23 protein-coding genes are annotated in these 23,491 nt (G+C 71.0%); 10 read left to right on the forward strand and 13 right to left on the reverse strand.

Annotated features, from left to right (window positions below):
- Window positions 1-13: 13 nt before the first annotated feature.
- From IE248_RS01650 to IE248_RS01665, 4 genes are all read left to right on the forward strand, one after another.
- Window positions 14-1,030, forward strand: coding sequence for an ABC transporter ATP-binding protein (locus IE248_RS01650; protein WP_073798299.1), 1,017 nt, complete (start codon window positions 14-16; stop codon window positions 1,028-1,030).
- A 2-nt stretch (window positions 1,031-1,032) separates the two neighbouring features.
- Window positions 1,033-1,812, forward strand: a complete 780-nt coding sequence (locus IE248_RS01655; protein WP_008738232.1) for an ABC transporter permease — start codon at window positions 1,033-1,035, stop codon at window positions 1,810-1,812.
- A 176-nt stretch (window positions 1,813-1,988) separates the two neighbouring features.
- A complete protein-coding gene (locus tag IE248_RS01660; protein ID WP_229895082.1) occupies window positions 1,989-3,116 on the forward strand; it encodes an ABC transporter ATP-binding protein in 1,128 nt (375 codons plus the stop codon).
- Window positions 3,113-4,030, forward strand: a complete 918-nt coding sequence (locus IE248_RS01665) for an ABC transporter permease (RefSeq protein WP_229895083.1) — start codon at window positions 3,113-3,115, stop codon at window positions 4,028-4,030. Before IE248_RS01660 ends, IE248_RS01665 begins: the two co-directional genes overlap by 4 nt.
- A 35-nt stretch (window positions 4,031-4,065) precedes the next feature.
- On the opposite strand, the gene IE248_RS01670 is transcribed toward IE248_RS01665, so the two are convergent.
- Entirely contained in the window at window positions 4,066-4,425 is a 360-nt protein-coding gene (locus IE248_RS01670; protein ID WP_073798297.1) for an Rv1322 family protein, read from the reverse strand.
- A 229-nt stretch (window positions 4,426-4,654) separates the two neighbouring features.
- Here IE248_RS01670 and IE248_RS01675 point away from each other — a divergent pair, with 229 nt between their 5' ends.
- Window positions 4,655-5,686, forward strand: a complete 1,032-nt coding sequence (locus IE248_RS01675; protein WP_190029821.1) for an LLM class flavin-dependent oxidoreductase — start codon at window positions 4,655-4,657, stop codon at window positions 5,684-5,686.
- Between the two features lie 82 nt (window positions 5,687-5,768).
- Here IE248_RS01675 and IE248_RS01680 read toward each other — a convergent pair whose 3' ends face one another.
- Window positions 5,769-6,161, reverse strand: a complete 393-nt coding sequence (locus IE248_RS01680) for an SCO5389 family protein (protein ID WP_073773057.1) — start codon at window positions 6,159-6,161, stop codon at window positions 5,769-5,771.
- Between the two features lie 219 nt (window positions 6,162-6,380).
- Between IE248_RS01680 and nucS the strand changes: the two genes are divergently transcribed.
- Window positions 6,381-7,052 carry an endonuclease NucS gene (nucS, locus tag IE248_RS01685; protein ID WP_037791281.1) on the forward strand — a complete coding sequence of 224 codons (672 nt, stop codon included), beginning with the start codon at window positions 6,381-6,383 and terminating at the stop codon, window positions 7,050-7,052.
- A 259-nt stretch (window positions 7,053-7,311) separates the two neighbouring features.
- Here nucS and IE248_RS01690 read toward each other — a convergent pair whose 3' ends face one another.
- From IE248_RS01690 to IE248_RS01700, 3 genes are all read right to left on the reverse strand, one after another.
- Entirely contained in the window at window positions 7,312-9,759 is a 2,448-nt protein-coding gene (locus IE248_RS01690) for an ATP-binding protein (RefSeq protein ID WP_190029822.1), read from the reverse strand.
- Between the two features lie 188 nt (window positions 9,760-9,947).
- Window positions 9,948-10,271 carry an STAS domain-containing protein gene (locus IE248_RS01695; protein ID WP_008738204.1) on the reverse strand — a complete coding sequence of 108 codons (324 nt, stop codon included), beginning with the start codon at window positions 10,269-10,271 and terminating at the stop codon, window positions 9,948-9,950.
- A gap of 154 nt (window positions 10,272-10,425) precedes the next feature.
- Window positions 10,426-11,274: a 3-hydroxyacyl-CoA dehydrogenase family protein gene (locus IE248_RS01700; protein ID WP_008738202.1), complete on the reverse strand. Its 849-nt coding sequence runs from the start codon at window positions 11,272-11,274 to the stop codon at window positions 10,426-10,428.
- A 281-nt stretch (window positions 11,275-11,555) separates the two neighbouring features.
- Here IE248_RS01700 and IE248_RS01705 point away from each other — a divergent pair, with 281 nt between their 5' ends.
- On the forward strand, window positions 11,556-12,128 hold the full coding sequence (locus tag IE248_RS01705; protein ID WP_073798294.1) for a cob(I)yrinic acid a,c-diamide adenosyltransferase: 573 nt from the start codon (window positions 11,556-11,558) through the stop codon (window positions 12,126-12,128).
- Window positions 12,129-12,141: 13 nt separating this feature from the next.
- Here IE248_RS01705 and IE248_RS01710 read toward each other — a convergent pair whose 3' ends face one another.
- Window positions 12,142-12,717: a hypothetical protein gene (locus IE248_RS01710; RefSeq protein ID WP_100582698.1), complete on the reverse strand. Its 576-nt coding sequence runs from the start codon at window positions 12,715-12,717 to the stop codon at window positions 12,142-12,144.
- 179 nt (window positions 12,718-12,896) lie between these two features.
- On the opposite strand from IE248_RS01710, the gene IE248_RS01715 reads away from it, so the two are divergent.
- The 3 genes from IE248_RS01715 to IE248_RS01725 all read left to right on the forward strand — a co-directional run bounded on the left by IE248_RS01715 (window position 12,897) and on the right by IE248_RS01725 (window position 16,810).
- Window positions 12,897-14,090, forward strand: a complete 1,194-nt coding sequence (locus IE248_RS01715) for a sensor histidine kinase (RefSeq protein WP_190030053.1) — start codon at window positions 12,897-12,899, stop codon at window positions 14,088-14,090.
- Window positions 14,087-14,812 carry a response regulator gene (locus IE248_RS01720; RefSeq protein WP_190029823.1) on the forward strand — a complete coding sequence of 242 codons (726 nt, stop codon included), beginning with the start codon at window positions 14,087-14,089 and terminating at the stop codon, window positions 14,810-14,812. The genes IE248_RS01715 and IE248_RS01720 overlap by 4 nt, the downstream gene beginning before the upstream one ends.
- A 105-nt stretch (window positions 14,813-14,917) precedes the next feature.
- A complete protein-coding gene (locus tag IE248_RS01725) occupies window positions 14,918-16,810 on the forward strand; it encodes a glycoside hydrolase family 18 chitinase (protein WP_008738191.1) in 1,893 nt (630 codons plus the stop codon).
- Window positions 16,811-16,925: 115 nt separating this feature from the next.
- Here the strand turns inward: IE248_RS01725 and IE248_RS01730 are convergent, their stop codons facing one another.
- The 7 genes from IE248_RS01730 to IE248_RS01760 form a co-directional block, all read right to left on the reverse strand.
- Window positions 16,926-17,372, reverse strand: coding sequence for a DUF2550 domain-containing protein (locus IE248_RS01730; RefSeq protein WP_037791323.1), 447 nt, complete (start codon window positions 17,370-17,372; stop codon window positions 16,926-16,928).
- A gap of 128 nt (window positions 17,373-17,500) precedes the next feature.
- Entirely contained in the window at window positions 17,501-17,875 is a 375-nt protein-coding gene (locus IE248_RS01735) for a F0F1 ATP synthase subunit epsilon (RefSeq protein WP_008738187.1), read from the reverse strand.
- A 140-nt stretch (window positions 17,876-18,015) separates the two neighbouring features.
- Window positions 18,016-19,458: a F0F1 ATP synthase subunit beta gene (atpD, locus tag IE248_RS01740; RefSeq protein WP_008738184.1), complete on the reverse strand. Its 1,443-nt coding sequence runs from the start codon at window positions 19,456-19,458 to the stop codon at window positions 18,016-18,018.
- Entirely contained in the window at window positions 19,458-20,375 is a 918-nt protein-coding gene (locus IE248_RS01745; protein ID WP_008738183.1) for a F0F1 ATP synthase subunit gamma, read from the reverse strand. The genes atpD and IE248_RS01745 overlap by 1 nt, the downstream gene beginning before the upstream one ends.
- 20 nt (window positions 20,376-20,395) lie before the next feature.
- Entirely contained in the window at window positions 20,396-21,991 is a 1,596-nt protein-coding gene (gene atpA / locus IE248_RS01750; RefSeq protein WP_008738181.1) for a F0F1 ATP synthase subunit alpha, read from the reverse strand.
- A gap of 130 nt (window positions 21,992-22,121) precedes the next feature.
- Window positions 22,122-22,937, reverse strand: a complete 816-nt coding sequence (locus IE248_RS01755) for a F0F1 ATP synthase subunit delta (protein WP_008738178.1) — start codon at window positions 22,935-22,937, stop codon at window positions 22,122-22,124.
- Window positions 22,934-23,473: a F0F1 ATP synthase subunit B gene (locus tag IE248_RS01760; protein WP_008738176.1), complete on the reverse strand. Its 540-nt coding sequence runs from the start codon at window positions 23,471-23,473 to the stop codon at window positions 22,934-22,936. The genes IE248_RS01755 and IE248_RS01760 overlap by 4 nt, the downstream gene beginning before the upstream one ends.
- Window positions 23,474-23,491: the final 18 nt, after the last annotated feature.

Genomic DNA, 23,491 nt, shown 5'->3' on the forward strand with positions numbered 1-23,491 from the left:
CTAGCGTGGCCCAATGATCGAGCTAGAGGGCCTTACGAAACGATTCGGCGGCAAGGTCGCCGTGGACAACCTCAGCTTCCAGGTCAGACCGGGGGTGGTCACCGGCTTCCTCGGCCCCAACGGGGCCGGCAAGTCCACGACCATGCGCATGATGCTCGACCTCGACAATCCGACCAGCGGGACGGTCCGGATCGACGGGAAGCACTACCGGGACCTGCCGGAGCCGCTGAAGTACATCGGAGCACTGCTGGACGCGAAGGCCATGCACGGCGGCCGCAGCGCGTACAACAACCTGCTCTGCCTCGCCCAGTCGAACCGGATCCCCACGAGCCGGGTGGACGAGGTGCTGGACCTGGTCGGCCTGACGCCCGTGGCCCGGCAGAAGTCGAAAGGATTTTCGCTCGGAATGGGGCAGCGGCTGGGAATCGCCGCCGCGCTCCTCGGCGACCCGGAGATCCTCATGTTCGACGAACCCGTCAACGGCCTGGATCCCGAGGGAATTCTCTGGATCAGGAATCTGATGAAGGGGCTGGCGGCCGAAGGGAGGACGATCTTCGTTTCCTCCCATCTCATGAGCGAAATGGCGCTGACCGCGGAACATTTGATCGTGATCGGTCAAGGAAAGCTGCTCGCCGACTTGTCGATGGCCGATTTCATCCAGCAGAACTCCCGTAGTTACGTCCGGATGCGCTCACCGCAGCAAGAGCGGCTGAAAGATGTCTTGCACGAGGCCGGAATCGATGCAATCGACGTCCCGGCCACCGGCACCCTGGAGATCAACGGCGTGGCCGCGGAGCAGCTCGGCGAGCTGGCCGCCCAGCACCAGATCGTGCTGCACGAACTCAGCCCGCAACGGGCCTCACTGGAAGAGGCGTTCATGCGCATGACGGCGGACTCCGTCGAATACCACGCCCACGCGCCGGGCGCCGGGGAGCTTCCCCCGGGCGCGGCCGCCGACAACCCGGCCCGGCCCGCCGACGTCCCCGCCTGGGGCGCCGGGTTCGACGCGACGCACAAGGGCGGGAAGTGACCATGTCCTCCTTCCCCGCCGTCCTCAACTCCGAGTGGACCAAGATCCGCACGGTCGCCTCCACCACCTGGACCCTGGTCGCCGCCCTGGTGGTCACCGTCGGGATCAGCGCCGGGCTCTGCACGCTCTTCAACTCCACCTTCACCGAGATGCCGAAGGAGCAGCAGCTCACCTTCGACCCGACGCTGGCGAGCTTCGTGGGCATGTCCCTCGGCCAGCTGGCAATGATCATCTTCGGTGTGCTGGTGGTCGGCACCGAGTACAGCACCGGCATGATCCGCACCTCGCTCGCCGCGGTGCCGCGGCGCGGAGAGCTGTTCCTCGGCAAGCTCACCGTCGCGACCGTCCTGGCCCTGGTCGTGGGTCTGGCGACCAGCTTCCTCTCCTTCTTCCTGGGCCAGGCCATCCTGGGCGAGCACAGCACCGGCATCGACGAGCCGGGCGTCCTGCGCGCGGTGTTCGGCGCCGGGCTCTACATGGCCCTGATCGCGCTGTTCTCGATGGGCGTGGCCGCGATGCTGCGCAGCTCGGTGCTGGCGATCTGCATCCTGATCCCGTTCTTCCTGCTGATCTCCAACATCCTCAACGGGGTCTCCGCCACCCGGAAGGTCGCCCAGTACCTCCCCGACCAGGCCGGCTCCAGGATCATGCAGGTGGTCCCGGGGGCGATGGACAGCGGCGAGACGCCGTACGGCCCCTGGGGCGGCCTCGGGATCATGGTCCTGTGGGTGCTGGCCTCCGTACTCGGAGGCTACCTGGTCCTCAAGAAGCGGGACGCCTGACGGACAGGGCGGCCGGACGTCCGTCTTGAGACGGACGTCCGGCGTACTACGGGAGATCCCCGGGCCCGCCTCAGGGGAAGCTCAGGGATCCGCCCGGGATGGAACCACGCGGGACTCGATATCCTCTTAAGCCTTACGCGGGCGAGAGCCGTCCCGGCCTGGTAAGGGGCAGAACAATGATCGAGGCAGTCGGACTGACCAAGCGCTTCGGCGCGAAGACCGCCGTCGACCAGCTGTCCTTCCAGGTCAGGCCTGGTCACGTCACCGGATTCCTGGGGCCCAACGGCTCCGGGAAGTCCACCACCATGCGCATGATCCTCGGGCTGGACCGGCCCACCTCCGGGCACGTCACGATCAACGGCATGCCGTTCCGGGACCTGCCGAACGCCCAGCGCAACGTGGGCGCCCTGCTCGACGCCAAGGCCGTGCACGGCGGCCGCCGGGCCCGCACGCACCTGCTGTCGATCGCCCAGCTCTCCGGGATCCCCGAGAAGCGGGTGGACGAGGTCCTGGGCGTCGTCGGCCTCCAGGACGTCGCCAGACAGCGCGCGAAGGGCTTCTCGCTCGGCATGGGCCAGCGGCTCGGCATCGCGACCGCGCTCCTCGGCGACCCGAAGGTGCTGCTCTTCGACGAGCCGGTCAACGGCCTCGACCCCGAGGGCATCCTCTGGGTCCGGAACCTGATGAAGCAGCTCGCCGCCGAGGGCCGGACCGTCTTCGTCTCCTCGCACCTGATGAGCGAGATGGCGCTGACCGCCGACCACCTCATCGTGATCGGCCGCGGCAGGCTGCTGGCCGACATGGGCACCCAGGAGTTCATCACGCGGAACTCGGCCGGATTCGCACGCGTGCGCGCGGCCGGGACCGGCCCCGACGGCCGGAACACCCTCGGCACCGCCCTGACCAAGGCGGGCGGCCGGGTGCTCCAGGAGCCCGACGGGGCGCTGCGGGTGACGGGCCTGGAGCTGCCCGTCATCTCCGATGTGGCGCACGAGGCCGGCGTACGGCTGTGGGAGCTGTCCCCGCACCGGGCCTCGCTGGAGGAGGCCTACATGCGGATGACGCAGTCCTCCGTCGAGTACACCTCCAGCGAGGACCCGCGGGCCGAGCTGTGGGAGCCGGAGCCGCTGACCGTCCCGGAGTGGGAGGACGGCCCGGCTGCCCCCGAGGTGCCGCGTACGGGCTTCTTCGCCCCTCCCCCGCCCGGAGCGGGCGGAGCGCCCTTCCTGATGCCGAGCGATCCGGGGAAGCTCGCCTCGGCCGCCGGGAACACCAGCCCGAACCAGCCCGAGGAATCCCGATGACCGGCCTCCCGACGACCGGCCCCATGACCAGCGGCGGCTCCTCGACGAGCGCCCCCGCCTCCGGCGGCTCCACGCCGGGCGGCACCACGACGAACGCGGCCGAGAAGGCGGGGTACAGCTCCCCGCTGCCCAGCCCCCGGCCGCACCTGGGGCACGCCCTGGCCTCGGAGTGGACCAAGATGACCTCGGTCCGCTCCACGATGTGGACGCTGAGCCTGCTCGTGGCGACCGTCGTCGGCATCGGGCTGCTCCTCATCGCCAACACCAACAACGAGGACTACGACAGGATCCCCTTCACCACCCCGGCGATCTTCGGCCTGCTCATCGGGCAGCTCTCGGTGATGGTCCTCGGGGTGCTGACCATGACCTCGGAGCACGGCACGGGGCTGATCCGCACCACCTTCACCGCCGCGCCCGAGCGGCACCGGGTCCTCACCGCGAAGTACATCGTCTTCTCGCTCACCGCGTTCCTGGTCACCGCCGCCTCCGTCTTCGTGGTGACGCTGGCGGCCACCATCGTCCACAGCGGCGCCGGCGCCGGCCGGCACGGCAGCTCGGAGTGGACGGGCGCCCTGCTCGGCAGCCTCTACGTGACCCTGCTCGGGGTGCTCGCGCTCGCCCTCGGGGCGCTGCTGCGGCACGCGGCCGGGGCGATCGCCACGATGATCGGCGTCGTGACGCTGCCGCCGGTGATAGGGGCGGTGCTCAACATCTGGGAGGCCGGCAAGTCGGCCGGGGAGACCCTGCTCCAGTACAACGCCCCGGTGGCGCTGATGCAGCTGTTCGGCCTGACCAGTAACGACGGCGGGCTGAACGCGGTACCGGGCGACACGGCGCAGATGACGCTGGTCCTGCTGGTGACGGGCACCGCGGTGGCGGCCTCGTACGTGGTGGTCGGCCGCCGGGACATCTAGCCGCGGCTCTCCCGCTCCGCCGCTCCCCGCTCCGCTCAGTGCTTGGGCGCGTTCCTGGACCGCTGCACCCGTGTGGTGCGGCGGTCCTTCGCGTTCCAGCAGGCCTTGTGCCAGTGCCGCCGGTCGTCGACGCCGCCGTACTCGGGCCAGGCCACCAGGTGCGGGGTGCCGGAGGGGATCTCCTGGTCGCAGCCGGGGCAGCGGTAGCGCTTGCCGGCCGCGCTGGCGCCCGCGACGTGCCGGACCTTCCACTCCTCGCCCTGGTACTCCTCGGTCCGCTCCAGGCCGTACCGGTCGATGCCCGCCGCGCCCTGCCCCGAGCCCGGGCCGGAGCCGGAGTCGGAACGGTCGGCTGGATTCCCGCCGCCCCTGGGGCGGTTGTGGCGCGGTGACACGTATACCTCACGAAGGCGCGGACGGCAGTGACTTTCTCCCAGACTACGCGCAGCGAGCCCGGGTACCCGCAGGGTGGCTGAAGGAGACGCGGGCGGGCGAGGAACTGGCCCGACAATCTCAATAACTTTCCTGTCAGGCCGTGCCTTTGGCACGTGTCAGACGTTGTTGCCGGTAAGGAAACCGGTCCACCTGGGGGAGGCCGCGTCAGCCGCGAGGAAGGCTAAGGCGATGCGTGTAGGAGCTTTTGTACTGGCTGCCCAGTTCCCCGGCCAGGGACAGGGCGAGCCACTGCACCGGGCGGTACGGACCGCGGAGGTGTCCGAGGAGGCGGGGCTGGACTCCGTCTGGCTGGCCGAGCACCACTTCGTCCCGTACGGGGTGTGCCCCTCGGCGGTGACCCTGGCGGCCCTGCTGCTGGGCCGGACCAAGCGGCTCCGGGTGGGGACGGCCGTGAGCGTGCTCCCGAACACGCATCCGGTGGCCCTCGGGGAACAGGCGGCGCTGCTGCACCTGACGTCGGGCGGCCGCTTCAGCCTCGGTGTCGGCCGCGGCGGGCCGTGGGTGGACCTGGAAGTGTTCGGCGGCGGCCTCGACTCGTACGAAACGGGCTTCCCGGAGGATCTGGACCTGCTGCGGCGCTGGCTCGCCGAGCCCCGGGTCGCGGCCGCCGGCGAGCGGCACGGGTTCCGCGAGGTGGCCGTCGTACCCCGCCCGTCGGAGGCGCTGGACGGTGACGGGAGTGGGCCGGAAGTGATCGTCGCGTGCACCTCGCCGGGCTCGGTACGGCTGGCCGCCGAGCGCGGACTGCCGATGCTGCTCGGCATGCACTGCGGGGACGAGGAGAAGGCCGGCATGGTCGCGCTGTGGCGCCGGACCGCCCTGGCGGCGGGCCACCCGCAGGACCTGGTCCGCGATCCGGGGCACGTGTCGGCGGGTCTGTGCCAGCTGGCGGACCGGGCGGCGGACGCCCGCGAGACGCTGCTGAAGGCGATGCCGGGCTGGTTCAGGCTGGGCCTGGACGCCCATGTCACCGTGGACCACCGGGAACGCGCGATGCGCGACCCGGTCGCTTACACGGAGCTGCTGTGCCGGCTGCACCCCGTCGGCACCCCGCGGCTCGCGGCGGACCGGCTGGCCGCCACCTCCGAACGTACGGGCATCACCAGGTTCGCCCTGCTCACGGAGGGCTCCGGCGATCTCGCCGCGACGGAGGAGAACGTACGACGCCTCGGTGCCGAGGTCCTCCCCCGCCTCGGCTGAGGCACTGAGAAGCTGGGACTGCCGCTCCGGTATCAGACACGCACCTCCCGCGATACGGAGCGGCAGCGAGGTACTGGACCGACTAGCAGTCCCGCAGTTCGGGCGACTGGTTGAGCAGCTGGCCGCGGATCGAAGTGAACTTCGCCAGCCGCTCGTCAACCGCGGCGTCCAGCGGGAACACCGCGACCCGGTGGCAGTTCTGGAAGGCAAGGCGCACTCCGAAGTGCCGCTGGAGCGCACCGCGTATCGCGTCACTCGCGAGCGCGCGCAGCAGCTGCCCGCGCGCCTGCTCGTCCGGCGGCGGCGTCTGGTTGTCGGCGAACTGTCCGCCGTCCACCTTGAGCTGGGCCACCAGCGAGCTGATCATCTCCCATGCGTAGGGCAGGGAGGTCCGGACGCAGTCGACGAAGGCGGCTTCGTCGACCTCGCCTCGCTCGGCCTGTTCGAGTAGGGCCGGTGAGACGTCGAGCGACATGGGTTCTCCTCTCGTGACCCCGGCCGTTGGATTGCCGGAGCCTTACGGGCAGGGAAGGAGGCGGCGACGCAGCGTGCACGCTCGACGACCTCCCGCTAACCACGGTAGGCGCCCCGGGGGTACCGCACCAGGAGAATGCGCATACAACGCGCCATCGGCGAACGGGGCTTTCAGGGGCGAATCGCGTGGAGGCCCATCGGTCGAGTAGCGTTGCCGACCATGCGTCTCGTCATCGCCCGCTGCTCCGTCGACTACGCGGGCCGGCTCACCGCCCATCTGCCCTCGGCACCCCGTCTGATCCTCGTGAAGGCCGACGGCAGTGTCTCGATCCATGCGGACGACCGGGCGTACAAACCGCTCAACTGGATGTCGCCGCCTTGCACCCTCAAGGAGGGGAGCGGGGACGACGCCGGCGTGTGGACGGTCGTCAACAAGGCGGGCGAGAAGCTCATCATCACCATGGAAGAAGTCCTCCACGACTCCTCCCACGAGCTGGGCATCGACCCGGGCCTGATCAAGGACGGCGTCGAGGCCCACCTCCAGGAGCTCCTGGCCGACCGCATCGACACGCTGGGCGAGGGCTACACCCTGATCCGCCGCGAGTACATGACGGCGATCGGCCCGGTGGACATCCTGTGCCGGGACGCCTCCGGCGCGACGGTGGCGGTGGAGATCAAGCGGCGCGGCGAGATCGACGGCGTCGAGCAGCTGACCCGCTACCTGGAGCTCCTGAACCGCGACCCGCACCTGGCCCCGGTCCGCGGCGTCTTCGCGGCCCAGGAGATCAAGCCCCAGGCCCGCGTCCTCGCGACGGACCGCGGCATGGACTGCGTGGTCCTGGACTACAACGCCCTCCGCGGCATCGAAGACGACAAACTCCGCCTCTTCTGACCCACCCCGGCCCCACCGGCGTCACCTCCGGCGCCACCCCCAGCCCCGCCGGCGTTTGAGGCGCGGGGGTCTGGGGGCTGGTCCCCAGCGACGGCGCCGCACCCTCCAACCACCCCCGGCGCCACCTCCAGCCCCGCCGGCGTTTGAGGCGCGGGGGTCTGGGGGCTGGCCCCCAGGAACGGCGCCGCACCTCCAGCCCCGCCGGCGTTTGAGGCGCGGGGGGCCGGGGGCCGGCCCCTAGGAACGGCAGCGCGGGGGGCTACGTGCCGGTACCGGTGCCCGTCGCGGTCGGCGCCGAGACCGACGTCGTCGGGGTCGGCGTCGCAGTCGGCGTCACGCTGGCACTCGGCGACGAGCTCGGCGACGTCGAGGTCGTCGGAGGCGAAGCCACCGGCGAAGTCTTCGGCGGCACCACCGGCGGCTTCCTCGACGGCGTCGCCCCACCGCTCGGCTTCGCGCCGGCGCCCCGGCTGACCCCCGGCGTGGGAGCGTCCGCCCCCTCCCCCGGTGTCGTCGCCCCCGGCTCGGCCTCCGTCACCGCACCCGAACCCGAACCCGAACCCGCCGGATCCGCCGGATCCCCCGCAGAATCGTTCCCTCCCGGCTCGCCGGCCGTATCCGTTCCCGCCGCCGGAACATCCGGCGTCGTCGACGACACCTTCGGCCCCGGCCCGGCCGGCGTCGTCTCCTCGTCCCCGGAGCCCACCGCCAGCGCCACCACCGTGCCCAGCGCGGCGACCGTCAGCGCCCCGGCGGCCGCCAGCAGCACCGTCCGCTTGCGGGACCCCGCCACCGGCCGCGCAGCGACCGGCGGAGCCAGCGCCGGCGCCGGAGACGGCTTCAGCGACATCGGGAAGGGCTCCGCGAACACCTCCGCCAGGTTCGCCGGCGCGTCCCGCCGCGCCGGCACCACAGCCGTCACCGCCTCCGAGGCCCTCGGCCCGACCGGAGCGGCCAGAGCCACCGGAACCGTCGGACCCGTCGCAGCCACCGGCACCGCCGGACCCAGCGCTGCCACCGGACCCGGCGCGGCCAGCGCCACCGCCCCGCCCACCGGCGGAGCCAACCGCAGCGGCGGCGACACCGCCGCCGCTCCCGCCGCCTCGCGGTCGGTCACCAGCGCCAGCGCCCGCCGCCCCGCCACGGTCCCCCGCTTGTCGGCCAGCGCCCCCTTCAGCCCGATCGACGCCTCCAGCTCGGCCCGCGCCCGCTCCAGCCGTCCCTCGCACAGCGCGAGCACGCCGAGCTCGTGGTGGAAGTACGCCTGCTCGGCGACCTCCCCCGCCTTCCGCGCGGCCTCTGCCCCGGACCGCAGGACCCGCTCCCACGCCTCCCAGTGCAGCGACGCCGCGAACGCCGGGGCCGCCGTCCGCGCCAGCAGCACCGCCGCGACCACGTCCGCGCCGGCCAGCGCCGCCAGGACCGCGTCCGCCTCCGCCGCGACCCGCTCCGGCGTCACCGAGGCGTGCCCGGTCCACCAGGCGTAGTGCCGGGCGGCCGTACGGGCCTCCTCGGCGGCCGGGTCCCCGTAGCCGACCTCCTCCAGCTGCCGCGCGACCCCCGAGGCCAGCCGGTACCGCGTGCCGACCGGGGTCAGCAGCCCGCAGCCCAGCAGCTCCGCCACCGCCGCGTCGGCGTGGGTGTCCCCCACCAGCGCCGGCAGGTGCGCGTGGTGCGGCAGCTCCCCGCCCAGCGCGCACGCGATCCGCAGGACCGCCCGCGCCGACTCGCTCACCCGCGAGGCCAGCAGTTCCGCCGGGGCCGCGCCCTCGGCCAGCGTCGGCAGCGGTACGAACGCCGCGTAGCGCGGCCGTTCCTCGAAGACGCCGGGCTCCTCGTCCTCGTCGCCGCCCCGGGTCCCGTTGAGTTCGTCGCGCTGCCGCAGCAGCGCGGCCGCCTGGACGAAGCGCAGCGGCAGCCCTTCCGAGGCGAACCGCAGGTCCCCCGCCCAGGCGGTCTCCTCCTCCGTCAGCGCCCGGCCGACACCGGCCTCCAGGAACTCGACGGCCTCGGCCCGGCCGAGGCCCCCGAGGAAGACCTCCTCCAGGTGCGAGGCGTCGGAGGGGGCCTTGGTGTCCGGGGTAGCGGCCAGCAGGTAGGCGCATTCGGGGGTGGCGCGCAGCAGCTCGTCGAGGGCGGCGCCGCCCATCTCCAGGTCGTCGAGGAGGACGACGGCCCCGATCTCCCTTACGCGGGCGAGCAGTTCCTCCCGGTCGGGCCGCAGGGGCCGCTCGTCGGGCGCCTCGTACACGGCGGCGTACAGCGCGTGGAGCAGCTCGCCCGGCTGCTGCTGCCCGTATCCGGACAGCCGTACGACCCCGTCGGGCGCGACGCCCGCGCAGTCGGCGGCGACCGCGTCGAGGAGCCCGGAGCGACCGGAACCGGAGGGTCCGGTGAGCCGTACGGAACGCCCGTGCGAGAGCAGTCGTACGAGCCGTGCCCGCTCCTCCTCGCGCGCCGGCGTCAGCCGTGCGGAGGCGGGGGCTCCGGGGAGTACGGGCGGCCGTGCGGCGGTGTCGCGCGCGGCGCGGCCGGCGGCGTCGCGCCTGCGGGGACGGGCGCGTTCCGCGCCGGGCCGAAGCGGCTCGATCTCGCTGCCGTCGACGGGGTTCACCGTGAGGGTGAAGTCACCGGCCGTCAGCGTGACCACCCGCGCGGGCCCCGAGGAGGGTTCCGCCGGATCGACCTGTCCCTGTGTACGGTCCATGACCCAGTCTCCCGATCGCGCCGATCGCGTCGCCGCCGTCGTTTCGCCCGGCCTTCGCTCGCACAGCCGCAGTCGCTACTGGTCCGGTTTTCCGCCCGACCCTAGACGGTGCCCGGTCGCGCCGGAACCGCCGGGGGGCCTTCACCACCGTTCCGTTACGTTTCCGCAGTCAAGGCAACACGCGGAGATCACACCCGCGGCAGGGACTCCGCTTCCAGGCCGCCCTCGATCGCGAGGATGCGGTGGAGCCGGGTGGCGACGAGGAGGCGCTGCATCTGCGGGGGCACCCCGCGCAGGACGAGGCGCCGGCCGGTGCGGCCGGCCCTGCGGTGGGCGCCCATGATCACGCCGAGGCCGGTCGCGTCCCAGGAGTCGAGCCCGGTCAGGTCCAGCACGAGGTCGCCGCGCCCGTCGTCGAGGGCGCTGTGCAGGGCCGTACGGGCGTCCGCCGCGCTGCGCACGTCGAGGCGGCCCCCGACAGCGAGTTCGGCGTGGTCGCCCCTGATGTGCATGTGTACTCCCGGCAGTCCCGCGTACGTATGGTCCGATTGGTCCGTGGTCGGCAACTCTCACTGCAACTGACTGCCACCGGGGTGGCGAAGTTGCCGACCGTGAGCGAACCGATACCTAATTCACCCCATGGGGTGCGGGGGTTCGAACTGGTGCTCAGTGCTTGTAGAAGCCCTGGCCGCTCTTGCGGCCGATGTCGCCCGCGTCGACCATGCGGCGCATGAGCTCCGGCGGCGCGAACTTCTCGTCCTGCGACTCGGTGTAGATGTTGCTGGTGGCGTGCAGCAGGATGTCGACGCCGGTGAGGTCGGCGGTGGCCAGCGGACCCATCGCGTGACCGAAGCCCAGCTTGCAGGCGATGTCGATGTCCTCGGCGGAGGCGACGCCCGATTCGTACAGCTTCGCGGCCTCGACGACCAGCGCGGAGATCAGACGGGTCGTCACGAAGCCGGCGACGTCGCGGTTGACGACGATGCAGGTCTTGCCGACGGACTCGGCGAACGCCCGGGTGGTGGCGAGGGTTTCGTCGCTCGTCTTGTAGCCGCGCACCAGCTCGCACAGCTGCATCATCGGGACGGGCGAGAAGAAGTGCGCGCCGACGACCCGCTCCGGACGCTCCGTCACGGCCGCGATCTTGGTGATCGGGATGGCGGAGGTGTTGGAGGCGAGGATCGCGTCCTCGCGGACGAGCTTGTCGAGCGCGCGGAAGATCTCGTGCTTGACCTCAAGCTTCTCGAAGACGGCCTCGACGACGATGTCGACGTCGGAGACGGCGTCGAGGTCGGTGGTCGTGGAGATCCGGGCGAGCGCGGCCTCGGCGTCCTCGGCCGTCATCCTGCCCTTGGAGACGAACTTGTCGTACGAGGCCTTGATTCCGTCCGTGCCCCGGGTCAGCGCGGCGTCGGTGACATCGCGCAGCACGACGTCCCAACCCGCCTGAGCGGAGACCTGCGCGATCCCGGAACCCATCAGTCCGGCACCGATGACGGCGAGCTTCCCAGCCACTGCACACCCCACGTTCTTCAAAACGGCCCAGTCTCGTAGCCTCTCGGCCGGAGACTAGCGCCCGGGGGCGGCGGTGTGACCCTGAAGTAACACGCGTCACGTCTCAGATGACGGACATCACACTGGTACGGCTCGGCGCCTCCCGCCCGCCAACCCCGCCCGGATCGCCCCCAGTCGCGGGGCTTTCCGCACCCCCGGCCCGGGCCGCCCGGGCCGGCCGGCGGCCCCGGGAAAGGCGGCACCGCGTGCGGTTTCGTGGTGGGCCTCACTACGCTGGCCGCATGGTGAACCTCACGCGCATCTACACCCGTACCGGCGACAAGGGCACGACCGCGCTCGGCGACATGAGCCGTACGGCCAAGACCGACCTGCGGATCTCCGCCTACGCCGACGCCAACGAGGCCAACGCGGCCATCGGGACCGCGGTCGCGCTCGGCGCGCTGCCGGCCGATGTGGTCAAGGTCCTGGTCCGGGTGCAGAACGACCTGTTCGACGTCGGCGCGGACCTGTGCACCCCGGTGGTGGAGAACCCGGAGTACCCGCCGCTGCGCGTCGAGCAGTTCTACGTGGACAAGCTGGAGGCGGACTGCGACCGCTTCAACGAGGAGCTGGAGAAGCTGCGCAGCTTCATCCTCCCCGGCGGAACGCCCGGCGCGGCCCTGCTGCACCAGGCCTGCACGGTGGTCCGGCGGGCTGAGCGCTCGACGTGGGCGGCACTGGAGGTGCACGGCGAGGTGATGAACCCGCTGACCGCGACCTACCTGAACCGGCTGTCCGACCTCCTGTTCATTCTGGCCCGGACGGCCAACAAGGAGGTCGGCGACGTCCTCTGGGTCCCCGGCGGCGAACGCTGAGGGCCGACAGGGCCTAGCGCTTCACCCGCTCGTCGGCGCGGTCCCGCTCCCGCGCGCCCGCCGGGGCCTTGCGCGGCCAGATCGAGTACGTCGCCGCGATGACCCCGTGGATGGCGACCACCCGCAGCGCGCCGTACTGCCAGGCCCGGAGCGAGCCCGGGTCGGCCGCGTCGCCGACGTACCAGATCGCGATCTGGAGCAGCCCGAGCGCGACGGCCGCAGCGAGCACCGTCCGGCCCCACAGCTTCCACTCGTGGACGGCCCGCGCCCTGCCGTACCCGGCGCCGGCCGGCTTCGGACCGCCGGCCAGCCGGTACGCGGCGTGGGCGTCGAGCCACTTCACGGTGTAGTGGCCGAAACCGACGGTGTAGCCGATGTAGAGGGCGGCGAGGCCGTGCTTCCAGCTCGGCTCCCCGCCGTTCTTGAGGTCCAGGGTGGTGACCACCAGCAGCACCAGCTCCAGCAGCGGCTCGCACAGCAGCACCGCCGCGCCCAGCCTCGGCATCTTCGCGAGGTAGCGCAGGGCGAGTCCGCCGGCCAGCAGCACCCAGAAGCCGACCTCGCAGGTGACGATCAGCGCGACGAGCACGGGTCTCTCCGTCCGTTCAGGGGATCTGTGTTCCGTGATCCGTGTTCCTCCTCCCAGCCTCCCGTCCGGTCCGGCCCGAACCCTCCTCACCAGTGACGAACCGTGACTGCACCCTTCGATGTACCGCGGTGCGCTCCCGCCTCCGCCCCGGTGGCGAGGCCGCGCCGCCCCGCACCCTGTTGGATGGGAGCGTGATCCCCGAGAGCCGGCGCCCCCACCGCGACGACGTCCTCCTGGCCGTGTCCAGCGTGCTCGCGGGCGCGCTGCTCTGGTCCCTCGGCGTCCACAGCACCGGCAACCGGCACCTCCCCGCCTGGGTGGCCCTCGTCCCGCTCCTGGTCCTCGGCTCGATGGAGCTGCTGCGCCGCACCGCGCCCGCGGTGACCCTGCCCGTCGCCGTCGCGGGGCTGGTCTTCGACCGGTTCACGGTGGGAAATCTGGCCACCCTCCTGATCTTCACCGACCTGGTCTACGCGGCCGTCGTCTACGGGAAACCCGCGCTGGCCCGCCGGCTGCCGATCTCCACCGGGATGCTCACCGTCGCCGTCACGATCGCGGGCGTGGCCTGGCTGCGCACCCCGCAGGCCCTGGTGATCGGCGTGGTCACCGGTGTCCTGACCTTCGGCCCGGCCCTGACCGGCGCCACCCTGCGCAATCACCGCGAGGCCGCCGAGGCCGCCCGGCTGCGCGCCGAGCAGACCGCGCTGCTGGCGGAGATGGACCGGGCCCAGGCGGTGGTCGCCGAGCGGGCCCGGATGGCGCGGGAGCTGCACGACATGGTGGCGAACCACCTGTCGGCCATCGCCCTGCACTCCACCGCCGCGCTGTCCATCGACTCCCCCGCGACGAGCCGCGACGCGCTCGGGGTGATCCGCGAGAACAGCGTGCAGGGGCTGGCCGAAATGCGCCGGTTGATCGGACTGCTGCGGGACGCCGGGGCCGGGCAGGAAGCCGTCGCCGTGCCCTCGCTGGACGGGCTCGACAGCCTGATCGGCCACGCCCGTACGAACGGCCCCGGCAACGGGCTCGACTTCGTGCTGGACGACCGCAGGCCGCCCGGGGAGCCGCTGCCGACGCCGGTGGAACTGGCGGCGTACCGGATCGTGCAGGAATCGCTGACCAACGCCCTCAAGCACGCCGCCCCGGGTACCGTCCGGGTCGAGGTGGCGCGCGCCGACGGGCGGCTGACCGTACGGGTGGACTCGCCGTACGGGAACCGGCCGGGCCCGCGCGTCCCCGGCTCCGGGGCGGGTCTGGTCGGCATGCGGGAGCGCGCCGAGTTGCTCGGCGGGCGGTTCGACGCGGGGGCGGCTGGACCGGTGTGGCGGGTGGAGGCCTCGCTGCCCGCCGAGGAGAGGGTGGTGGCGGAATGAACCAGCAGCGGGACACGCGGGGTACGCGGGGCGCCGGCGGCAAGGTCAGGGTCCTGGTGGCCGAGGACCAGAGCGCGGTACGGGCGGGCCTGGTGCTGATCCTGGGCAGCGCGGGCGACATCGAGGTGGCGGGTGAGGCCGCCGACGGCGAGGAGGCGGTGCGCCTGGCCCGCGAGCTGCGGCCGGATCTGGTCCTCATGGACGTGCGGATGCCGAGGCTCGACGGGGTCTCGGCGACCCGTCAGGTGGTCGCGGAGGGTCTGGCGGACGTCCTGGTGCTGACCACCTTCGACCTGGACGAGTACGTCTTCGGGGCGCTGCGCGCCGGGGCGGCGGGCTTCCTGCTGAAGAACGCGGAGGCGGCGGAGCTGATCGAGGCGGTCCGGACGGTCGGGCGCGGGGAGGGTCTGATCGCCCCGGCGGTGACCCGGCGGCTGATCGCGGAGTTCGCGGCGCCGCGTCCGCCGCGGCCGGCCGTGCCGCCGGAGACGGCCGCGGCGGTGGCCTCGCTGACCCGGCGGGAGCGGGAGGTGCTCGGCCGCCTGGGCGAGGGGTTGTCGAACGCGGAGATCGCGGGGCGGCTGGAGCTGGCGGAGGGCACGGTGAAGACGCACGTCAGCAGGGTGCTGGGGAAGCTGGAGCTGCGCAGCCGGGCCCAAGCGGCCGTACTCGCGCGGGAGTTGGGGATCCCGGGGGCGGGCGGCGACTCTCCCGCCCCATAGGTCTGGACCTCTTGACGCTTGGTCCAGACCTTTCTACGCTCGCCGAAACACTGTGGTGAGCGTGCCATGACAAGCGTGCTCACGGGCGGCGCAGGTCCCACCCCCATGCCGCGGTCGTCCCCACGACCGCGACGGACCTACGGAGGAGCACCCTTGAGCACAGCACCCCCGCAACGCGTTCGACTGTTCAGGAGGGTGGCCGCGACCCTGGCCGCCTTCGCCCTGCCGATCGCCGGACTCGTGGCCCTCGCCGGCCCCGCCGAGGCCGCGACCTCCGCGACGGCGACGTACACGAAGGTCTCCGACTGGGGCTCCGGCTTCGAGGGCAAGTGGACGGTCAAGAACACCGGCACCACCACCATCGGCAGCTGGACCGTCGAGTGGGACTACCCGTCCGGCACCGGCGTCACCTCGGCCTGGGACGCCACCGTCACCAGCTCGGGCACCCACTGGACCGGCAAGAACGTCGGCTGGAACGGCACCCTGTCCCCCGGTGCCAGCGTCAGCTTCGGCTTCAACGGCGCCGGCCCCGGCGCCCCCGGCGGCTGCAAGATCAACGGCGCCCCCTGCGACGGCGGCAGCCAGCCCGGCGACAACCCGCCCTCCGCGCCCGGCACCCCCACCGCGAGCAACGTCACCGAGACCTCGCTGACCCTGAACTGGTCCGCGGCCACTGACGACAAGGGCGTCAAGAACTACGACGTCTACCGGGGCGGCACCAAGATCACGACGGTGACCGGCACCAGCTATGGCGACTCCGGCCTCACCAAGGGCACCACGTACAACTACACCGTCACCGCCCGCGACACCGCCGACCAGACCGGGCCCTCCTCGGGCTCCCTGTCGGTGACCACCCCCGGCGGCACCGTCCCGCCGGACCCGGGCGGCAAGGTCAAGCTCGGCTACTTCACCAACTGGGGCGTCTACCAGCGCAACTACCACGTGAAGAACCTGGTCACCTCCGGCTCCGCCGCGAAGATCACCCACATCAACTACGCCTTCGGCAACGTCCAGAACGGCAAGTGCACCATCGGCGACTCCTACGCCGACTACGACAAGGCCTACACCGCCGACCAGAGCGTCGACGGCGTCGCCGACACCTGGGACCAGCCGCTGCGCGGCAACTTCAACCAGCTGCGCAAGCTGAAGAAGCAGTACCCGAACCTCAAGGTGCTGTGGTCCTTCGGCGGCTGGACCTGGTCCGGCGGCTTCGGCCAGGCCGCCCAGAACCCCACCGCCTTCGCCCAGTCCTGCTACGACCTGGTCGAGGACCCGCGCTGGGCCGACGTCTTCGACGGGATCGACCTGGACTGGGAGTACCCGAACGCCTGCGGCCTGACCTGTGACACCAGCGGTGCGGCCAGCCTCAAGAACCTGATGCAGGCCGTGCGCGGCAAGTTCGGCGCGAACAACCTGGTCACCGCCGCCATCTCCGCCGACGGCTCGAACGGGGGCAAGCTGGACGCGGCCGACTACGCGGGCGCGGCCCAGTACGTCGACTTCTACAACGTCATGACGTACGACTTCTTCGGCGCCTGGGCGGCGCAGGGCCCGACCGCCCCGCACTCCCCGCTCACCGCCTACTCCGGCATCCCCCAGGACGGCTTCAACAGCGAGGCCGCCATCACCAAGCTGAAGGGCAAGGGCATCGCCGGCTCGAAGCTGAACCTCGGCATCGGCTTCTACGGGCGCGGCTGGACCGGCGTCACCCAGGCGGCCCCCGGAGGCACGGCCACCGGCCCGGCGCCCGGCACGTACGAGCAGGGCATCGAGGACTACAAGGTGCTCAAGACCAGCTGCCCGAGCACCGGCACCATCGCCGGCACGGCCTACGCCAAGTGCGGCAGCAACTGGTGGAGCTACGACACCCCCGCCACGGTCACCGCGAAGATGGCCTGGACGAAGCAGCAGGGCCTGCGGGGCGCCTTCTTCTGGGAGTTCAGCGGCGACACCGCGAGCGGCGAACTCGCGAGCGCCATCCACGCCGGGCTCCAGTAGCCCCCACGCACGGGACCCGGTGAACGACGAAGCCGGGGAGACGGGTCCGCCCCCGTCTCCCCGGCTTCGGCCGGCTCAGGCGCTCAGGCGCTCAGCCGCTCAGCCGCTCAGCCGCTCAGGCCACGTTCACGCGTTGCCCGGGAGGCGCGGCCTCCAGCCAGGCGAGGAATCCGGTCAGCGCGTCCTCGCTCATCGCCAGCTCCAGGCGCGTCCCCCGGTGGAGAGCGCCGAGCACGACGGCGTCGGACAGCAGGGCCAGCTCCTCCTCGCCCTCCGGGGCGCGGCGGGAGACCACCTCGATGGAGGAACGCTCCAGCAGCCGGCGCGGCCGCGGGGCGTAGCTGAAGACGCGGAACCACTCGATGCGGTCACCGCTGTAGCGGGCCACCCCGTACACCCAGCCCTTGCCGGACACGTCGGGTTCCTCGGACACGCCCCAGCGCAGGCTGCAGTCGAAGGTACCGCCGGACCGCTGGATGAGCCTGCGGCGCAGACCGAACACAAAGAGCCCGATCACCACCAGGGCTACGACCAGGCCGCTCACAAGCAGAGCGAGGAGCATCTTCACCGACCTCCTCGCTCATCGAAAACAGCAGACAAAAAAAGCACCTGCATCGCCTCAGCCGCGACCCGCTCCGGAAAATTCCGGAACGGACCGCGGCTGAGGACGCACACTCTTCGGTACGGGGTTCAGTGCCCCGTAACCGCGCGCAGACGGACATCGGCGCGACGCTCGGCGGCCGCGTCGGCCTCCGACTTCGCGCGCTCCAGTGCCCGCTCCGCCCGCTGGACGTCAATCTCGTCCGCGAGCTCGGCGATCTCGGCCAGCAGGGACAGCTTGTTGTCCGCGAACGAGATGAAACCGCCGTGCACCGCGGCGACGACAGTGTTGCCCTCGCTGGTACGGATGGTCACCGGGCCCGATTCCAGCACACCGAGAAGCGGCTGGTGACCGGGCATGACGCCGATGTCGCCGGACGTGGTGCGGGCGACAACAAGGGTGGCCTCGCCGGACCAGACATTGCGGTCCGCCGCGACCAGCTCGACGTGCAGCTCAGCAGCCAAGGTGGCTCCTCGGGTCACCACCCGGCGGGTCAGCCGGGTGTTGGGTCAAATTCTAATGGGCGGGTGGAGAGGGACGGGACGCACCCGCCCCTCTCCGTGAAACATGTGAACCGGATGCGCCCCTCGCGGAGCGCGCCGGATCAGGAGACGCCCAGCTCCTTGGCGTTCGCCTTCAGGTCCTCGATGCCACCGCACAGGAAGAACGCCTGCTCGGGGAAGTGGTCGTAGTCACCGTCGCAGATCGCGTTGAACGCGGTGATCGACTCTTCCAGCGGAACGTCCGAACCGTCCACGCCGGTGAACTGCTTGGCGACGTGGGTGTTCTGCGACAGGAAGCGCTCGACGCGACGGGCACGGTGGACAACGAGCTTGTCCTCCTCGCCCAGCTCGTCGATACCGAGGATCGCGATGATGTCCTGGAGGTCCTTGTACTTCTGGAGGATCCCCTTGACGCGCATCGCCGTGGCGTAGTGGTCCGCCGCGATGTACCGCGGGTCGAGGATGCGGGACGTCGAGTCCAGCGGGTCCACGGCCGGGTAGATGCCCTTCTCGGAGATCGGACGGGAAAGAACCGTCGTCGCGTCGAGGTGGGCGAAGGTGGTCGCCGGCGCCGGGTCGGTCAGGTCGTCCGCGGGGACGTAGATCGCCTGCATCGAGGTGATCGAGTGACCACGGGTCGAGGTGATGCGCTCCTGGAGGAGACCCATCTCGTCGGCCAGGTTCGGCTGGTAACCCACCGCGGAGGGCATACGGCCGAGCAGGGTCGACACCTCGGAACCCGCCTGGGTGTACCGGAAGATGTTGTCGATGAAGAAGAGCACGTCCTGCTTCTGCACATCGCGGAAGTACTCCGCCATGGTCAGACCGGCCAGGGCGACGCGCAGACGCGTGCCCGGCGGCTCGTCCATCTGGCCGAAGACGAGCGCCGTCTTGTCGATGACGCCCGAGTCGGCCATTTCCTCGATGAGGTCGTTGCCCTCACGGGTACGCTCACCGACGCCCGCGAAGACCGACACACCGTCGTGGTTGTTGGCGACGCGGTAGATCATTTCCTGGATCAGAACGGTCTTGCCGACACCGGCACCACCGAACAGACCGATCTTTCCACCCTTGACGTACGGGGTGAGAAGGTCGATGACCTTGACGCCGGTCTCGAACATCTCGGTCTTCGACTCGAGCTCGTCGAAGCGGGGCGCCTTGCGGTGGATCGGCCAGCGCTCGGTGACGTTGGCGTTCTCCTCCGGGTAGTTCAGCACCTCACCCAGGGTGTTGAACACCTTGCCCTTGGTGAAGTCACCGACGGGGACGGTGATGCCCTCGCCCGTGTCGGTCACCGGGGCCTGGCGGACCAGACCGTCGGTCGGCTGCATCGAGATGGTACGGACGAGGCCGTCACCCAGGTGCTGCGCGACCTCAAGGGTCAGGGTCTTCAGCGCGCCGTCCTCGGCCGGGTCGGCGACCTGGACCTTCAGCGCGTTGTAGATCTCGGGCATGGCGTCGACGGGGAACTCCACGTCGACGACCGGGCCGATGACCCGGGCGACGCGGCCCGTGGCGGCGGCCGTCTCAACAGTGGTCGTCATTACTTGTCACTCCCCGCGGTCGCGTCTGCCATGGCGCTGGCGCCACCGACGATCTCGCTGATTTCCTGGGTGATTTCGGCCTGGCGGGCCGCGTTGGCAAGCCGGGAGAGGCTCTTGATGAGGTCTCCGGCGTTGTCGGTCGCCGACTTCATCGCGCGGCGGCGGGCGGCGTGCTCGGAAGCGGCCGACTGCAGCAGTGCGTTGTAGATGCGGCTCTCGACGTAGCGCGGCAGCAGGGCGTCGAGGACGTCCTCCGCCGACGGCTCGAAGTCGAACAGCGGAAGGATCTCGCCCTTCGTGCCGTCCTCTTCCTGAGCCTGGTCGAGGCTGAGCGGCAGCATCCGGCCGTCCACCGCGCTCTGCGTCATCATCGACACGAATTCCGTGTAGACGATGTGCAGCTCGTCGACGCCGCCCTCGGCCGTGTCCTGCTGGATGGCCTCGATCAGCGGTACCGCGACACGCTTGGCGTCGGCGTAAGCCGGGCTGTCGGTGAAGCCGGTCCACGACTCCGCGACCTTGCGCTCGCGGAAGCCGAAGTAGGCCACGCCCTTACGGCCGACGATGTACGTGTCGACCTCCTTGCCCTCGCCGCGCAGCCGCTCGGTGAGCCGCTCCGCCTGCTTGATGGCATTCGAGGAGTAGCCGCCGGCCAGACCGCGGTCGCTCGTGATGAGCACGATCGCGGCGCGCACCGGCGCCTCGACCTCCGTGGTCAGGGCGTGCTTGGTGTTCGAACCGGTCGCCACCGCGGTCACCGCACGGGTGAGCTCGGTCGCGTACGGCATCGATGCCGCCACCTTGCGCTGCGCCTTGACGATGCGCGAGGCGGCGATCATCTCCATCGCCTTGGTGATCTTCTTGGTCGCCGTGACGGCACGGATGCGACGCTTGTAGACCCGGAGCTGCGCTCCCATGAGTCAGGTCCCTTCCGTCGTCACTTGGAGACGTTGACGGCCGGCGCGTCCTCGCCCAGGAGCTTGCCGTCCGAGGTCTCGAACTGCTGCTTGAAGGCAGCGATGGCGTCAGCGATGGAGCCCAGCGTGTCGTCCGACATCTTGCCGCCGTCGGAGATGGAGGTCAGGAGGTCCTTGCGCTCGCGGCGCAGGTGCTCCAGAAGCTCCGACTCGAAGCGACGGATGTCGTTGACCGGAACGTCGTCCATCTTGCCGGTGGTACCGGCCCAGACGGAGACGACCTGCTCCTCGACGGGCATCGGCTGGTACTGGCCCTGCTTCAGCAGCTCGACCAGGCGCTTGCCGCGCTCCAGCGAGGCCTTCGAAGCGGCGTCCAGGTCGGAACCGAAGGCGGCGAACGCCTCCAGCTCACGGTACTGGGCGAGGTCCAGGCGCAGACGGCCGGAAACCTGCTTCATCGCCTTGTGCTGGGCGGAGCCACCGACGCGGGAGACCGAGATACCGACGTTCAGCGCCGGGCGCTGGCCCGCGTTGAACAGGTCGGACTCCAGGAAGCACTGGCCGTCGGTGATGGAGATGACGTTGGTCGGGATGAACGCCGACACGTCGTTCGCCTTGGTCTCGACGATCGGCAGACCGGTCATCGAACCGGCGCCCATGTCGTCGGAGAGCTTCGCGCAGCGCTCCAGCAGACGGGAGTGCAGGTAGAAGACGTCACCCGGGTAGGCCTCGCGGCCCGGCGGGCGGCGCAGCAGCAGCGACACGGCGCGGTAGGCGTCGGCCTGCTTCGACAGGTCGTCGAAGATGATCAGGACGTGCTTGCCGGCGTACATCCAGTGCTGGCCGATGGCGGAACCGGTGTACGGCGCCAGGTACTTGAAGCCGGCCGGGTCGGACGCCGGGGCGGCGACGATCGTCGTGTACTCCAGCGCGCCGGCGTCTTCCAGGGCGCCGCGAACGGACGCGATGGTCGAGCCCTTCTGGCCGATGGCGACGTAGATGCAGCGAACCTGCTTGTTCACGTCGCCCGAGCGCCAGTTGTCGCGCTGGTTGATGATCGTGTCGACGGCCAGAGCGGTCTTGCCGGTCTGACGGTCACCGATGATCAGCTGACGCTGGCCACGGCCGATCGGCACCATCGCGTCGATGGCCTTGTAACCGGTCTGCATCGGCTCGTGGACCGACTTGCGGACCATGACGCCGGGGGCCTGCAGCTCAAGGGCGCGGCGGCCCTCGGTCGCGATCTCGCCGAGGCCGTCGATCGGGTTGCCGAGCGGGTCGACAACGCGGCCGAGGTAACCCTCGCCGACGCCGACGGAGAGCACCTCACCGGTGCGCTGCACCGGCTGGCCCTCCTCGATGCCGCTGAACTCGCCGAGGACGACCGCACCGATCTCGCGCTCCTCGAGGTTGAGGGCGAGACCGAGGGTGCCGTCCTCGAACTTCAGCAGCTCGTTCGCCATGGCGGAGGGCAGGCCCTCCACCTTCGCGATGCCGTCGCCGGCAACGCTGACCGTTCCGACCTCCTCGCGCGAGGCCGCGTCCGGCTGGTACGACTGGACAAAGTTCTCCAGTGCGTCCCGGATCTCCTCCGGCCGGATCGTGAGCTCCGCCATCTGGGTTCCCTGCTCTCCTTGTTGGGCCTGAAGCTTCTTAGGGGTCTGGGGGTGACCCCCAGGAATCTTCTGCAAGTTCTGCACGGCCCAACCGGGCCGCTAGGAATGCTTTTGTTCTGTTGCTGGCTGGTCAGCCGGCCATGCGGCGGGACGCCTCGGCGAGGCGGTCCGCGATGGTGCCGTCGATGACCTCGTCACCGACCCGCACCGAGATCCCGCCGAGGACCGCGGGGTCCACGTCGAGGTTCAGGTGCATCTGGCGGCCGTAGACCTTGGCCAGCACCGCGCCGAGACGCTGCTTCTGCACGTCGCTGAGCGGAACCGCGCTGGTCACGGTGGCGACCATGCGGTTGCGGCGCTCCGCGGCGAGCACGGAAAGGGACTCCAGTCCCGCTTCCAGGCTACGTCCCCGCGGGTGGGTGACAAGACGCGTGACCAGACGCTCGGTGACGGCGCTCGCCTTGCCGCCGAGCAGGCTGCGCAGCAGCTGGCTCTTGGCGGAGGCGGTGGCCGCGCGGTCGGTCAGCGCGGAGCGCAGCTCGGTGTTCGAGACGACGATCCGGGCGAACCGGAACAGCTCGTCCTCGACGTCGTCGAGCGCGCCGGCCTGCTGGGCCGCCGTGAGGTCGGCGGTGTTCGCCAGCTCCTCCAGCGCGTCCACCAGGTCGCGGGACTGCGACCAGCGGGACCGGGCCATGCCGGACACCAGGTCGAGGGTTTCCCCGCCCACCTGGGTCGCCAGCAGTCGACCGACCAGCTCGGCCTTGGCCTCGCCGGACTGCGCCGGGTCCGTGATGACCCGACGCAGCGAGACCTCACGGTCGAGCAGCGCGGTGACGGCAGCCAGCTCACCGGCGAGCTTCGCCGCGTCGACGGACGTGTTGTCCGTCAGCGCGTCGAGACGCTCGCGCGCGGAGGCCAGCGCCTCGCGGCTCGCTCCGTTCATCGGGCCGCCTCGGCCTTCTCCTCAAGCTCGCTGAGGAAACGGTCGATGGTGCGGCTCTGCCGGGCGGCGTCCTCAAGGGACTCGCCGACGAGCTTTCCGGCCAGGTCGGTGGCGAGCTTGCCCACGTCCTGACGCAGCGCCTGAGAGGCGGCCTTGCGGTCGGCCTCGATCTGGGCGTGGCCGGCAGCGATGATCTCCTCACGCTGCCGCTGGCCCTCTGCGCGCAGTTCTTCCTTGAGCGCAGTGCCCTGCTCCAGCGCTTCCTGGCGCAGGCGCGCGGCCTCGTGCCGGGCTTCGGCGAGCTGGGCCTTGTACTGCTCCAGGACGCTCTGTGCCTCGGTCTGAGCAGCTTCCGCCTTCTCGATACCGCCCTCGATCTGCTCGCGACGCTCTTCCAGAACCTTGTTGATGTTCGGGAGGAGCTTCTTCGCCAGGAAACCGAAGACGATGACGAAGGCGATCAGACCGATGACGAGCTCGGGGATCGGCGGGACGAGCGGGTTTTCCGTCTCGGCCGCGAGAACCAGGAGGTTCACATCAGTGCCTTTCGTCGA

It is taken from the genome of Streptomyces goshikiensis (assembly GCF_014650555.1).
In the GTDB taxonomy this organism is placed as follows: domain Bacteria; phylum Actinomycetota; class Actinomycetes; order Streptomycetales; family Streptomycetaceae; genus Streptomyces; species Streptomyces goshikiensis.

What these genes read in the sequence shown, in the direction of transcription:
- atpD (WP_008738184.1), bottom strand. Translation starts at nt 19,458, where the DNA reads ATGACGACCACTGTTGAGACGGCCGCCGCCACGGGCCGCGTCGCCCGG.
- IE248_RS01650 (WP_073798299.1), top strand. Translation starts at nt 14, where the DNA reads ATGATCGAGCTAGAGGGCCTTACGAAACGATTCGGCGGCAAGGTCGCC.
- IE248_RS01755 (WP_008738178.1), bottom strand. Translation starts at nt 22,937, where the DNA reads ATGAACGGAGCGAGCCGCGAGGCGCTGGCCTCCGCGCGCGAGCGTCTC.
- IE248_RS01720 (WP_190029823.1), top strand. Translation starts at nt 14,087, where the DNA reads ATGAACCAGCAGCGGGACACGCGGGGTACGCGGGGCGCCGGCGGCAAG.
- IE248_RS01730 (WP_037791323.1), bottom strand. Translation starts at nt 17,372, where the DNA reads ATGCTCCTCGCTCTGCTTGTGAGCGGCCTGGTCGTAGCCCTGGTGGTG.
- IE248_RS01675 (WP_190029821.1), top strand. Translation starts at nt 4,655, where the DNA reads ATGCGTGTAGGAGCTTTTGTACTGGCTGCCCAGTTCCCCGGCCAGGGA.
- IE248_RS01690 (WP_190029822.1), bottom strand. Translation starts at nt 9,759, where the DNA reads ATGGACCGTACACAGGGACAGGTCGATCCGGCGGAACCCTCCTCGGGG.
- IE248_RS01665 (WP_229895083.1), top strand. Translation starts at nt 3,113, where the DNA reads ATGACCGGCCTCCCGACGACCGGCCCCATGACCAGCGGCGGCTCCTCG.
- atpA (WP_008738181.1), bottom strand. Translation starts at nt 21,991, where the DNA reads ATGGCGGAGCTCACGATCCGGCCGGAGGAGATCCGGGACGCACTGGAG.
- IE248_RS01695 (WP_008738204.1), bottom strand. Translation starts at nt 10,271, where the DNA reads ATGCACATCAGGGGCGACCACGCCGAACTCGCTGTCGGGGGCCGCCTC.
- IE248_RS01655 (WP_008738232.1), top strand. Translation starts at nt 1,033, where the DNA reads ATGTCCTCCTTCCCCGCCGTCCTCAACTCCGAGTGGACCAAGATCCGC.
- IE248_RS01680 (WP_073773057.1), bottom strand. Translation starts at nt 6,161, where the DNA reads ATGTCGCTCGACGTCTCACCGGCCCTACTCGAACAGGCCGAGCGAGGC.
- IE248_RS01725 (WP_008738191.1), top strand. Translation starts at nt 14,918, where the DNA reads ATGCCGCGGTCGTCCCCACGACCGCGACGGACCTACGGAGGAGCACCC.
- IE248_RS01705 (WP_073798294.1), top strand. Translation starts at nt 11,556, where the DNA reads ATGGTGAACCTCACGCGCATCTACACCCGTACCGGCGACAAGGGCACG.
- IE248_RS01745 (WP_008738183.1), bottom strand. Translation starts at nt 20,375, where the DNA reads ATGGGAGCGCAGCTCCGGGTCTACAAGCGTCGCATCCGTGCCGTCACG.
- nucS (WP_037791281.1), top strand. Translation starts at nt 6,381, where the DNA reads ATGCGTCTCGTCATCGCCCGCTGCTCCGTCGACTACGCGGGCCGGCTC.
- IE248_RS01660 (WP_229895082.1), top strand. Translation starts at nt 1,989, where the DNA reads ATGATCGAGGCAGTCGGACTGACCAAGCGCTTCGGCGCGAAGACCGCC.